This window comes from Pseudomonas fluorescens (assembly GCF_902497775.2).
In the GTDB taxonomy this organism is placed as follows: domain Bacteria; phylum Pseudomonadota; class Gammaproteobacteria; order Pseudomonadales; family Pseudomonadaceae; genus Aquipseudomonas; species Aquipseudomonas putida_F.
Map to the genome: position 1 here is coordinate 295,754 of NZ_OZ024668.1, position 11,747 is coordinate 307,500.

16 protein-coding genes and 1 tRNA gene are annotated in these 11,747 nt (G+C 61.6%); 11 read left to right on the forward strand and 6 right to left on the reverse strand.

The window, feature by feature from the left end:
- Window positions 1-42 precede the first annotated feature (42 nt).
- Window positions 43-216, reverse strand: a complete 174-nt coding sequence (locus F8N82_RS01480; protein ID WP_038998728.1) for a DUF3094 family protein — start codon at window positions 214-216, stop codon at window positions 43-45.
- Between the two features lie 168 nt (window positions 217-384).
- On the reverse strand, window positions 385-1,014 hold the full coding sequence (locus tag F8N82_RS01485; protein WP_010220617.1) for a DUF1780 domain-containing protein: 630 nt from the start codon (window positions 1,012-1,014) through the stop codon (window positions 385-387).
- 121 nt (window positions 1,015-1,135) lie between these two features.
- Here F8N82_RS01485 and F8N82_RS01490 point away from each other — a divergent pair, with 121 nt between their 5' ends.
- The 3 genes from F8N82_RS01490 to F8N82_RS01500 are packed head-to-tail and all read left to right on the forward strand — an operon-like array spanning window position 1,136 to window position 3,579.
- The gene (locus F8N82_RS01490) at window positions 1,136-1,597 is read left to right on the forward strand and encodes a hypothetical protein (RefSeq protein ID WP_141231048.1); all 462 of its coding nucleotides are present in this window, start codon (window positions 1,136-1,138) and stop codon (window positions 1,595-1,597) included.
- Between the two features lie 29 nt (window positions 1,598-1,626).
- Window positions 1,627-2,844, forward strand: coding sequence for an MFS transporter (locus F8N82_RS01495; RefSeq protein WP_038998730.1), 1,218 nt, complete (start codon window positions 1,627-1,629; stop codon window positions 2,842-2,844).
- Window positions 2,845-2,889: 45 nt separating this feature from the next.
- Window positions 2,890-3,579, forward strand: coding sequence for an energy-coupling factor ABC transporter permease (locus F8N82_RS01500; protein ID WP_038998731.1), 690 nt, complete (start codon window positions 2,890-2,892; stop codon window positions 3,577-3,579).
- Between the two features lie 4 nt (window positions 3,580-3,583).
- Here the strand turns inward: F8N82_RS01500 and yacG are convergent, their stop codons facing one another.
- The 4 genes from yacG to F8N82_RS01520 are packed head-to-tail and all read right to left on the reverse strand — an operon-like array spanning window position 3,584 to window position 6,484.
- Entirely contained in the window at window positions 3,584-3,784 is a 201-nt protein-coding gene (gene yacG / locus F8N82_RS01505) for a DNA gyrase inhibitor YacG (RefSeq protein WP_038998733.1), read from the reverse strand.
- A complete protein-coding gene (gene coaE / locus F8N82_RS01510; RefSeq protein ID WP_095162161.1) occupies window positions 3,781-4,404 on the reverse strand; it encodes a dephospho-CoA kinase in 624 nt (207 codons plus the stop codon). Before coaE ends, yacG begins: the two co-directional genes overlap by 4 nt.
- Window positions 4,404-5,273, reverse strand: coding sequence for a prepilin peptidase (locus F8N82_RS01515; protein WP_150776746.1), 870 nt, complete (start codon window positions 5,271-5,273; stop codon window positions 4,404-4,406). Before F8N82_RS01515 ends, coaE begins: the two co-directional genes overlap by 1 nt.
- 2 nt (window positions 5,274-5,275) lie before the next feature.
- Entirely contained in the window at window positions 5,276-6,484 is a 1,209-nt protein-coding gene (locus F8N82_RS01520; RefSeq protein ID WP_095162164.1) for a type II secretion system F family protein, read from the reverse strand.
- A gap of 217 nt (window positions 6,485-6,701) precedes the next feature.
- Between F8N82_RS01520 and F8N82_RS01525 the strand changes: the two genes are divergently transcribed.
- The 8 genes from F8N82_RS01525 (at window position 6,702) to F8N82_RS01560 (ending at window position 11,502) form a co-directional block, all read left to right on the forward strand.
- Window positions 6,702-7,112: a pilin gene (locus tag F8N82_RS01525; RefSeq protein WP_038998736.1), complete on the forward strand. Its 411-nt coding sequence runs from the start codon at window positions 6,702-6,704 to the stop codon at window positions 7,110-7,112.
- A gap of 70 nt (window positions 7,113-7,182) precedes the next feature.
- Window positions 7,183-7,258: transfer RNA gene (locus tag F8N82_RS01530), tRNA-Thr, on the forward strand.
- A gap of 161 nt (window positions 7,259-7,419) precedes the next feature.
- Complete coding sequence (locus tag F8N82_RS01535; RefSeq protein WP_023630024.1) at window positions 7,420-8,748, forward strand: tyrosine-type recombinase/integrase; 1,329 nt, start codon at window positions 7,420-7,422, stop codon at window positions 8,746-8,748.
- A gap of 319 nt (window positions 8,749-9,067) precedes the next feature.
- Window positions 9,068-9,922: a hypothetical protein gene (locus tag F8N82_RS01540; protein WP_150776747.1), complete on the forward strand. Its 855-nt coding sequence runs from the start codon at window positions 9,068-9,070 to the stop codon at window positions 9,920-9,922.
- Between the two features lie 83 nt (window positions 9,923-10,005).
- A complete protein-coding gene (locus tag F8N82_RS01545; RefSeq protein WP_084167974.1) occupies window positions 10,006-10,239 on the forward strand; it encodes a helix-turn-helix domain-containing protein in 234 nt (77 codons plus the stop codon).
- Window positions 10,240-10,334: 95 nt separating this feature from the next.
- Window positions 10,335-10,571, forward strand: a complete 237-nt coding sequence (locus F8N82_RS01550; RefSeq protein WP_150776758.1) for a helix-turn-helix transcriptional regulator — start codon at window positions 10,335-10,337, stop codon at window positions 10,569-10,571.
- A gap of 11 nt (window positions 10,572-10,582) precedes the next feature.
- Window positions 10,583-11,173, forward strand: coding sequence for a hypothetical protein (locus tag F8N82_RS01555; RefSeq protein WP_150776748.1), 591 nt, complete (start codon window positions 10,583-10,585; stop codon window positions 11,171-11,173).
- A complete protein-coding gene (locus F8N82_RS01560; RefSeq protein WP_028944626.1) occupies window positions 11,170-11,502 on the forward strand; it encodes a hypothetical protein in 333 nt (110 codons plus the stop codon). Before F8N82_RS01555 ends, F8N82_RS01560 begins: the two co-directional genes overlap by 4 nt.
- Window positions 11,503-11,747: the final 245 nt, after the last annotated feature.

Consider the following 11,747-nt stretch of genomic DNA (forward strand, 5'->3'; position numbering starts at 1 on the left):
TAGGCCGCACGGGGCGGGCGTTGTGGGCGAGCGCAAGGCAGCTCATAGCACCAGTTGACTCAAGAGGCGGCTCAACAAGCCGAGCGCAACCGTCACGACCACCACCAGCACAAGGAGCAGCCAGGGCCGGAAAGGCTTGCGCTCGACTTGGTGCTGAGGGGCTTGAAGGTATTCATCGACACGACGCTGGTCATCGGGATTCAGGCGGCTGGTCATGAGGGCCTCGTCAAATAGACGCTTGTGACTGTGGGAACGCTACAGTGTTCACTGTAGTAGCTCGAAGGTCGCCCATCTTTCAGTCACGTGGCTGTCTTTATAACGAATGATTGCGCTTTGTATCACCGGCGCAGAATTTATGCCATCGGGCTTTGGCAGGGGGCCAGCTCAGAGGCTTATTCCGACATCAAAAACGATGCTGCGCCCCAGGTTGCCGCGCAGGAAATCCGGCGCATCCGGGTGGGCAAACAGCACCCGGGCGAAGGTCGGGCCCACCAGCGACAACGAGCGCCAGCCCTGGCGCAGGTATTCGGTGGGCGGCGGGAAGTGGCTATTGAGGTCGAGCACTTCGCGCTTGAGGCTGGCGAAGGCAATGATGTCCAGCTCGCTCAGGTCCAGGCCGCGTTCCTGATAGTTGTGCGACTTTTTACGCAGGGTCGGCGCCAGGCGCTGCAACAGTTCCTGGGCGCTGATCCGCCGTGGCCGGGCTTCGCGGCGTACCAGTTGGCTCAACGAAAAGGCACTGCGCCGGCGTTGCAGCTCTTCGCGCCATTCGTCGTTCAGGCGCCGGCCCTCATCGAGGACAAAAAACACCTCGAAGGCGGCATCGCGAAACAACACGTCAGGCGGCTCTTGCCCGGCGGCGGCAAAGTCTTCGCTGCGGTAGGGAATATTCAGGCCTTGCAGCAGGCGCTGGCAGACCCAACGCTCACGTTCCCATTTACGGGCATTGGAAAGAAACGCATTGGCTTGTTCGGCCTGAATGGTGAGCAGGCGCAAGTAGTCTGAGTCGTCCATGGGCACAAGCTTAGCGTTCAATTGAGCTTTGCAGGAAATGTCTGCAAGCCATTGCTGCGCAGGCAAGCCAGCGCCTAGACTGCGCACCCGTTGTGGGCTCAGTGAATATCAGGGAAGAAGCATGAGCGTAGTGAAGATGGGCGGTATATTCGGCTCCGGTACCGTGGTATGCGCCCTGGTGGTGTACGGCATAGGGGCATTGTTGTGGAAGCCGACCCTGCCTTACGACACCGCCGATGGCCGCTATGTGCTGCTCAAGGAGGGCGATTCGCCGCCCTACAACGTCAAACTGATCGAGCATCGCGGCGGCGAATCCGAAGTCGTGCGCAGTTTTGCCGAGTTCAACCCCAAGGTGCTCAGCGTCATGCCCGGTGACTATCGCGTACGCCTGAGCCTGAACGAGTTCGGCTGCTATGGCGCCTGGGCCGATGTGCAGGTGTCGGCAACCACCGTCAGCGTCATCGAACAGCAGCGCAACCCCAGTTGCCAGCCGCCGGACTGGCTGGTTAAAGGCGCGGTGTTCCGCCTGTTCGAGGCACCGAAAGCGCCAGAAGAGGCTGATCAAGCCAACCCCGAGGTGTAGTTCAGCTCATTACGGGGACGGACGTGCGTATGGCTTTGTCAGTCTGGCGGATATGGAGCGCGGTGACGGTGCTGTGCATCGCGTCCTTCGCGATGGTCACCTCTGAGTTCGCCCCGATCGGTTTGCTGTCACAGATTTCCGCCGACCTCGCGCAGGAGCCTGCCACGGTTGGGCTGAGCGTGACCTTGTATGCCTGGATCGGCGCAGTGAGTGGTTTGCTTGCCAATAGCCTGAGTCGCCGGATTGGCCGCAAGCCGCTGATGATTGCCCTGATGTTGATACTGGCAGCATCGAACGGGCTCTCGGCAATCGCCCCGGAATTTTCCAGCCTGCTCGCTGCGCGGGCGCTGGGGGCGTTGGCCCATGGCGTGTTCTGGGCCACTGTGGCCGCCACCGCTGCGCTGATCGCGCCGGCCCGGCAGATGGGCCTGGCCACCTCGATCGTGCTCGGCGGCATCACCATCGCCACGGTCATGGGCGTGCCACTGGTCAACCTGGTGGGCCAATACGACGGCTGGCGAACGGCCTTCGGTTGCCTGGCGCTGCTCTGTGTCGCCAGTGCCGGGGCAATCGCCCTGGTGGTGCCTAACCTTGGGCTGGTCGCCGCCGCGCCAGGCAATGGCTACGCTGCGGCGCTGCGGCGCCGGGATTTGTTGATCACCTTCGCCATAACCGGGCTGACGGCCGCTGCACATTTTGCCGCCTACACCTTTGTCGAGCCCTTCATCAGCCAGGTGCGCGACATAACGCCGGTGCTGATCGCAACACTGCTTTTTGCCTTCGGCGCCGCCGGCTTTCTCGGCAACCTGTTGAGCGCGATCTTTATCGACCGCTACCTCAAGCTATTCATCCTCCTGGCACTGATCGCCATGGCCGGTGCATTGCTGACCCTCGGCCTGCTCGGGCCTGAGCTGAAGCTGCTGTCCGTGGCGGCCCTGCTGATTATCTGGGGCGTTGCCATCTCGGCGTTGTTTACCGGCCTGCAGACCTGGGTGCTGAGCATCGCCGGCGCCCATACCGTGCCGGCCACGGCCCTGCACACAGCAGTGCTCAATGGCGCAATCGGCCTGGGGGTAATCATCGGCGGTGGAGCGCTTGAGGTTATTGGCCTGCGCGGTGCCATGCTCGGCGCCAGCATGCTGATAGTCCCGGCCATTGTGCTGCTGGTGGCTTCAGGTGCGCGTTACCCTGCAACGCCTGGATTGTGCGCAGCCACCGAGGCTGATCAAGCCCGCCCCGAGGTGTAGACTGCCCTCACGTCTATTGCCTCACTCGAACAAGGGTTATTTGCCGTGATCAGTGCCGCCGTACTTTCCAGCCAGACCCTGACCATCGCCTGGGTCGCCTACGTGCCTGTGCTGATCTGGGCGGTGGCGCGTACCCGCTGGCTGGAACTGTTCGCTGACAGCCGGCGCCAGCACTTATTGTTTGGCACGGTGTTCGCCTTGTTTGCCCTGTGGCTGGTGCGCCGCGACTTCGACACCGGGGTGTCGTATCACTTTATCGGCATGACCGCCGTGACCCTGCTGCTGGACTGGCCGCTGGCGATTGTCGGGGGGGTGCTGGCACAACTCGGCCTGCTGGCGCTGGGACGTCAGGACCTGGCGGCGATGGGGGTCAATGGCCTGCTGCTGATCGGTCTGCCGGTGCTGGTCACCGAGGTGTGCGCGATCCTGGTGGAGCGGGCACAGCCGCGCAACCTGTTCGTTTATATCTTCTGTTCGGGATTTTTCGCCGCGGCGCTGTCGGCACTTTTGTGCCTGCTTGCTGGGCTGGGGTTGCTGTGGATGGACGGGCGGTTCGTCATGCCGGAGTGGATCGAGGACTTTATCGGCTACCTGTGGCTGATCATCTTCCCCGAAGCCTTCATCAACGGCATGGTGGTCAGCGCCCTGGTGGTGTTCTGCCCGGAGTGGCTGGAGACCTTCAACCGGACCCGCTACCTGCAGGCCCCGTGGAAGGATGACGACCCCGAGCGCTGACAGCTCAGTGGCGCGGGTCGAGCTCGCCGGAGAACAGCTCGTCTTCGGCATCCGGTGCGACCGGAATCTTGTGTTCTTCAGCGGCCCAGGCACCCAGGTCGATCAGCTTGCAGCGGTCGGAACAGAACGGCCGAAACGTGCTGGCGGCGGTCCATTCCACAGGGGCGCCACAGGTCGGGCAATCTACGGTTGTTGGTTGGCTCATGCTTGGCCTCCTCGCAAAGTCAGGTAAAAGTGGTGCAGGCGGTCGACCTCCGAATGCAGCCAGGCCAGGTCGCGGTCATTGACGATCACGTCGTGGGCGTGGCTCAGGCGCACTTCGCGGCTGGCCTGGGCCTGGAGGATGGCCTGCACTTGTTCGGCGCTGGTCTGGTCGCGCAGCAGGGTGCGTTGTATTTGCAGCTCCTGCGGCGCATCGATCACCAGCAGGCGGTCGGTGCGCTTGTACTGGCCAGACTCCACCATCAACGGCGAGACGAACACCGCATAGGGCGACTCGGCCTTGGCCAGGTAGCTGAAGATCTCCTGGCCGATCAATGGATGCAGCAGCGCTTCGAGCCACAGCCGTTGCTGCGGGTCGGCAAAGATCTGCTCGCGCAGGGCGGCGCGGTTGAGCTGGCCGTCTTCGAGCAGCACCCCCGGGCCGAAACGCTCGACGATACTGGCCAGCGCCGGGCGGCCTGGCTCGACCACCCAGCGCGCGGCCTGGTCGGCATCAACCAGGTGCACACCCAGCTCGACAAAGCGCTGCGCAGCAGCGCTCTTGCCACTGCCGATGCCGCCGGTAAGGCCGAGAATCCAGGGGGTGAAAGCAGCGGTGGTCATCAGAGTCCGGAATATTTCAGATAGGAAGTGGTTATTTGACCACCCCAGAGCAGCGCGATCCACCCCGCGATGGCCAGATAGGGACCAAAGGGGATCGGCGTGCTGGCCTGCTTGCGCTGCAGGCGCAGCATACTCAGCCCGATCAACGCCCCCAACAGCGACGACAACAGCAAGGTCAGCGGCAGAATCTGCCAGCCACCCCAGGCGCCAAGCAGGGCCAGCAACTTGAAGTCGCCGTAGCCCATGCCCTCTTTGCCGGTAATCAGCTTGAACACCCAGAACACTGTCCACAGGCTCATGTAACCGGCCACCGTGCCCCACAGGGCATCTTCCAACGGCACGAACAACTCGAAGGCATTGACGATCAACCCCAGCCACAACAACGGCAGCACCAGGGCATCGGGCAGCAGATGGTGCTCGATATCGATCATGCTCATGGCCAGCAGGCCCCAGCTCAGCAGCAGCAGCGCCAGGGCGGTGCCGGTGAAGCCGAAGCGCCAGGCGACAAACAGGGTCAGCGCCCCGCAGGCGAGCTCCACCAGCGGGTAGCGCGGGCTGATGCGCGCCTGGCAACTGGAGCAGCGCCCGTGCAAGGCCAGGTAACTAATGACCGGTATGTTTTCCCAGGGGCGAATGCGGTGGGCGCAATGCGGGCATTGCGACGGCGGCAACAATAGATCGAAGCGCGGCGCTTGTGCCTCGCTAGGCAATTCCAGCACCTCGCGTGCCTCGGCCTGCCATTGGCGTTCGAGCATGATCGGCAGGCGATGCACCAGTACATTGAGAAAGCTGCCGACGATCAGCCCGAGCAACAGGGCGAAGCTCAGGTAAATCAGTGGCTGGCTGGCCAGGGTGTTCAACAGGTTCATGGTCAGATCACATTGCCCAGTTGGAAGATTGGCAGGTACATGGCGATTACCAGGCTGCCCACCAGCAACCCCAGAATCAGCACGATCAACGGCTCTAGCAGGGCCGTGAGGGTGTCGAGCAAGTGGTCGATGGCCTGTTCATAATGGCTGGCGATCCTGGCGAGCATATCGTCCAGCGTGCCGGCTGTCTCGCCAATGGCGCACATCTGCACCACCAGCGCCGGGAACAGCTCGCTGGCGCGCAAAGCCACGTTCAAGGCCAGGCCGCTGGCGAGCTCCTCGCGTACCTTGTGCACCGCCTGCTCGTACAACAGATTGCCACAGGCTCCGGCAACCGGCCCCAGCGCCTCCACCAACGGCACCCCGGCGGCAAACGAGGTCGACAAAGTGCGGGCAAAGCGGGCGAGGGCGGCATGCCTGAGCAGACTGCCCAGTACCGGCAGCCGCAGCGCCACGCGCACCAGCCACAAACGCAACGAAGGCTTGTGCCGATAACCCCAAACCAGCGCGGCACAAGCACTGCAAAAAGTGATCAACAGCCACCAGAGGTGCGCGCCCAACCACTGCGACAAGCCAATCACCTGTTGGGTAAACGCCGGCAGCTCGGCACCAAAGCCGCCGAACAACGACTGAAAGCGCGGCACCACCTCCAGCAGCAACAACGCCGACACCCCGAAGCCCACTAGCAACACCAGCAGTGGATACGTCATGGCTTTTTTGAGCCGCATGCGCAGGGCCTGACGTTGCTCCTGCAGTGCCGCCACCTGGGCCAGCACGACCTCCAGGCTGCCGGACTGCTCACCAGCGTCCACCAGGTTGCAGTACAGCCGGTCGAAGTAATGCGGGTGGCGGCGCAGCGCAGTGGCCAGGCTGCTGCCGGCGGCGATATCCGCCTTGATCGCCCCCAGCAGGCTGGCCATCGCCGGGTTGGCGCTGCTCTGGGCCACCACATCCAGCGCCTGTAATAGCGCCACCCCGGCCTTGACCAGGGTGGCCAGCTGGCGGCTGAACTGGCTCAGCGCCTTGCCATCCAGTGGTCGGCGCCATTGCCACAACGGCTGGCGCACACTGGCGATACGCCCTGGGCGAATCCCGCGCTGGCGCAACTGCGCCCTGATCAACGCCGGGCTGCGCGCCGCACTTTGGCCGCTGATCGACGCGCCCTGGGCGTTAGTGCCTTGCCAGCTGTACATCCGGTTGCTTGCGGTCATCGCCACATCCTTGCTGCGCTGCCTTGCACAAGCCTGGTAACAGCTCCAGGCCCCGAGCGGCGGGCAGTGATGCCCGCCGCCCACTAGAGTAGTCGAGCCAGAGTGACCGAATGACCGTCACGGGGTGACAAAAGGTGTCTGTTCGGGCCTACTGGCGCGCCTGCTGGCGCCGCACCACTGCGGCCGGCATGAACTGATTTTGTGAGGGAGAGTGTCCATGAACGGGCAACGCGGTATTACCTTGATCGAACTGATGATCGTGGTGGCGATCATCGGCATTCTGGCGACCATCGCCTTGCCGATTTACACCAACAGCCAGGTACGCACCAAAGCCACGGCGGCCCTGGTAGAAATTTCTGCCCTGAAAACCGCCTTCGACCTGCGCCTGAACGAAGGCAAAGACATCGCCAACGTCGCCGCCCTGGGCGGCCAGGAGCGCACCGCCCACTGCGCCATTGCCGCCAGCGGCACCGCGGCCACGGGCGTGGGCAGCATCGTCTGCACCCTGATCGACGCCCCGGCCATCGCCACCGACAAAACCATCACCCTGACCCGCGCCGCGACCGGTTGGGCCTGCACCAGCACCCTCAGCGAAGACCTTGCCCCAGCAGGCTGCAAAGCCCTCTGAAACAGACGCAATTGCTGTTAATAAACAGTGATTTGCGTAAGCGATCCGGCAGTGGTAGCGTTATCGCCACGCCGGTGTAGCTCAGTCGGTAGAGCAGCGCACTCGTAACGCGAAGGTCGCAGGTTCGATTCCTGTCTCCGGCACCATTCAACTGTTCCGATACGTCTCTTCTTGTACACGGAACCCCATGAAAAGCCCGCCATGTGCGGGCTTTATTGTCTCTGGTTGTCTCATTCTGTCTCTAGGCATATACCGATTTTAGGTATACGTTAGGGTATACGCCGGTTCGACGAGAAAACGTATACCTATGGCACGCACCGTTACGCCCCTCTCAGACCCCAAATGCGAGGCCGCCAAGCCGCGGGACAAGGACTACACCCTGTTCGACGGTCAGGGCCTGTTCCTGCTGGTCAAGAAGAACGGCAGCAAGATCTGGCGCATGAAGTTCAAGCGGCCGGATGGCAGAGAGGGGCTGGCCACCTTCGGCAACTACCCAGCGCTGACACTCAAAGCCGCCCGTGCGCGCCGAGCCGAAGCGCTGGAGTTGTTGGCGCATGGTAAAGACCCGATTGAGAGCGCCAGGCAGGGGAGGGTCGAAGCGGCGAACGCGAGGGCCAACACCTTCGGCGTGCTGGCCAAGGACTGGCACGACGCCTGCTCTAAGAAGTGGTCCCCAGGTCATGCCGCGACGGTGTGGCGGCGTATCGAAACTTACCTGCTCCCGGCCCTGGGCCAGCGCCCGGTGGCCGGCCTCAAGACCCGCGACCTGTTGGCGCCGCTCAAGGCTGTGGAAAAGCGCGAAGTTTTGGACACTGCCGGCCGGCTACGGCAGTACATGACTGGGATCATGCGCATGGCTGTCCAGCACGGGCACATCGACACGAACCCTGCAGTCGACCTTCAGGGCGCAACTGCTACACGCAAGACCGTCCACCGGCCTGCGCTTGCGCTGGATCGGCTGCCTGAGCTGCTGCAACGAATCGACAGCGACACTGGTCGGCCGCTGACACGGTTGGCCACCCAGCTCACCCTGCTGGTGTTTATTCGATCCAGTGAGTTGCGGTTTGCGCGCTGGCCAGAGATCGACACCGATCGCTCCATGTGGGAGATCCCCGGGGAGCGCCAGCAGATTGAAGGTGTGAAAAACTCGCATCGCGGCTCCAAGATGAGCACGCCCCACCTGGTACCTCTCAGTCGCCAGGCACTGGCCACGCTCGAGCAGGTGCGCCTGCTCACCGGGCGCTTCGACCTTGTGTTCGCGGGTGACAGCAACCACTGGAAGCCCATGAGCGAGAACACGGTGAACAAGGCGCTTCGACGCATGGGCTACGACACCAAGACCGAGGTGTGTGGGCATGGGTTCAGAGCCATGGCCTGTTCTGCGCTCGTCGAATCGGGACTGTGGAGCAAGGACGCGGTAGAGCGTCAGATGAGCCACCAAGAGCGTAACAGTGTGCGGGCGGCATACATCCATAAGGCTGAGTACATTGAAGAACGCCGGCTCATGGTTCAGTGGTGGGCCGACTATCTGGATGCCAATCGAGAGAAGCACATCACGCCTTATGACTTTGCTCGCGTGGGGGAGGGTGTAAGCAATGTGGTGCGTGGAGCATTCGGCATGATTGGACAGCAATGAAGACAAGTATTCGATTAAAAGCCGGTGTTCTTGGTGTTCTTGGTGTTCTTGGTGTTCCAAAAACGCTGGAAGCCAAAAACCACGAGGTCTGTAGCCAAGGAACACCTTTGTCTAAACGGCGGAACACGAAGACGCCGGAACACCCAAGGTGTTCCATGAGCGAGGCGCCTCGGCCCGTGCGCCCGTCTACGCCAACGCAAGCCTCCTCCTCCTGCTGGCCGCTCTTCGGATGCGCTCACGCACTCAATCACGGCCCGGCGCGGCTTTGTCTGCGCCAACCGGGGCGTGGGGATCGTCAAATATCTAACGGCGCATTGCTATGACTCTTGGCAAATTAATGAGTCCCCTGAACCTCGACCTCGACGAGCTTGAGTTGGAGTTGGAGTGGTTGCCGCTTTATGGCGAATTCGCCGAACGCTTCACTGAGGCGATTGATCTAGTGGCGGCTGGTATCGAAATGTGGAGTCCTCATGAGAGCGAAGAATGGGCAGTTGACGTGGCAGCAGAGATAAACCGAAAGCTCTATAACATTGCGCAGGCGCTGGATCGGTCTCCAGCACTGGGCTTGGCTTGGGCGGTGCGTAACGCAGGGTCATGGGAAAGGCGTGCCACCGATTCACAGCTTGTGGCGGCCCTCGCTATGGCTTATGGCTGCCGGGCGATACATGCTCTTCGCAAATGGCTAACGCACTTGGCTGACGATGTGGTGGAGGCATTTGGACGCGTGCGTGTTGAGGACTTAAGGGTTAATGACCCTGAGGTTTACGCCACCATCGTTAATGATTGCCGTATTGAATGTCCGATAGCCGAGATCGAGGCACGGCAGTCGGCTGCAGATTTGCTGGGGCGCGCACGAAATTCCCTCATCTTCGCGGAGTTTTATCGGAATCCAAGTATTCCACCCGAAGCAATGGCGCGACTTAATGAGCAAGCAGTAAAGAAATCTCGTGCAGCGACAGGCAGAAAAGCCGGGGCAAGAAGCGGTGCCGCCAGGCAGGAGAAGAATGCCGGGCGCGACAGGGAAATCTGTGATGCGGGCCGGAAGCTACTCGCGTCTGGTAGGGCCCCCAGTGAAATCTCAGGGATCATTTCACGAATGGAAGTTTCGGGAAGCCTTGGGTCCAAGGGCGTACGGGACGTGCTACGCAAAGGACTTGTTCTGGATCCCGCCTAAATTACAGGGAGGTGAACCATGTTCACCTCCCTCCTGCCTCTTATCTTCGCCCCCGTTGGTTTCATCAAACCCGGGGGCATCACATGCAACTCAATCGAACTGTGACAACTGTTTCACCCGCTGACCTTCTCACGCCTGAGCAGGCGGCCCAACTGTTGGGCCTATCGGTAAAGACCCTGGCCACCTGGCGCAGCACTGGTCGGCACGCTCTCCCATTCATCCGCTGCGGCGCACGTATCCGTTATCAGCGCACCGAGCTGGTCGCCTGGCTAGCAGATCGGCACCACACCCCCGCCGCGCCTCGGGGGGAAATCTAATGTCCCCGCATCAAACCTTTGGCAAAACCCCCGCCCAATCGACTCCTTGCCGTGCGCATACCCGCGAAGTCTCGGGGCGCAATCTGCGCCAGGATATGGGTCAAGCTCCAGGCTTTGACCCTGCCGCCACGCTGATTCGCTTCCCCGATGTAGTGGCTATGACCGGTCTAGCTCGCGCAACTATCTACAAGCGCCTCAAGGACGATCCGACCTTTCCCCGCCCCGTGCCGTTGAGCAACAGCACGTCACGGGGAGCACCAGTGGGATTTGTTCTCGCAGAAGTGCAGCGCTGGGCGCGTGAACGTATTGAAGCTCGGGGGATCACTGCATGAGATCCGCTCGCATGCCGTTTACTGGCCCCTTCTTCGACACATACGGAATTGGCTTTGCCCTGTACCAGACGGGCCGCAACAACTGGAAGCAACGTACCGTCGCAGGTGTAAGTTGGAATGGCCAGGAAGGAAAAGCGCACTTTTTCAACCCTGATGGCCTGGTGCTTCCGCTGGTTCCTTCCCCTTGGGAACTGCCTGCCGTGTTGCGCCAGCAGAGAACGCGAATGGAGCCGGCACAGGTGATGGGATCGGGTGTATTCGCTATGACCCATCCCGCTGGAGATTCGGTGCTATCGAACGAATCAAACCAGTGGGTCACTTACTGGCTCGTAGGGAGTGATGCGGCCTATGCAAATTGCCAAGAGGTATGGGGTGCCTATGTGGAGTCTCAAGTAGCGGCTGAGCGCAAAGCGGCCGAACACAACTACGTTGATGCCCGCCGTATCAGCCAACGCGCAGAGCAGGAGCCGACCTGTGATGGTCTGCCCGAATGGGTCCGAGTAAACACTGAGGATTGCCGTCGCATCCTGCGTTCTGAGTATGAGCGCGAATGTGCGGAGGATCAGCGAGTTGCGGCCTGGTTGCGAGGGTGCGCCGCATGAAACCTATTTTCCTGCCCGCCGCTGCCCTTGATGCCATAGACGAACTGGGTCCAAAGGCACCTTCGCCTGGGCGACTGGAGCGACTGCAAAAACTCCGCGACGAAGCACTGGCCAAAGGGGCGCACGTTCTACTGCTGATTTGGCCGACCCTCGATTGGGGGCTGCTCGCTGTCGAGGCGCCTGGGGACGTAGTAATTCGGGATGCAGCGCAGTTGGTGCCCAACGTGCTGGCCAATCCCGATGCATTAGGACAGATGTATGAGAAGGCCAGGCAAGGCCGCAATCTCACTTGGCTCAAGCTTGAGCGTCCCCCGGCCATTACCCACTAACGAAAACGCCCCCGGCTGCAACCGGGGGCGTCTGAGGATCTTCACTGTGCCCGCTCACTCTATGCCATGGCCAAGAGCCATGCAACCTGCCCGCACCACTCAGCTTGCGCTTCGTCGGCTCACACGTTACTCTCCGCCTGTCGCTGCAAATCCAGCGACCGGGTTTGGCGACCCGATCAGTAACAGGCGCACAGGCGCCCATACCACCATTGCAGGCGCTTTTTTTGTGCCCGCAATGCCTTGTT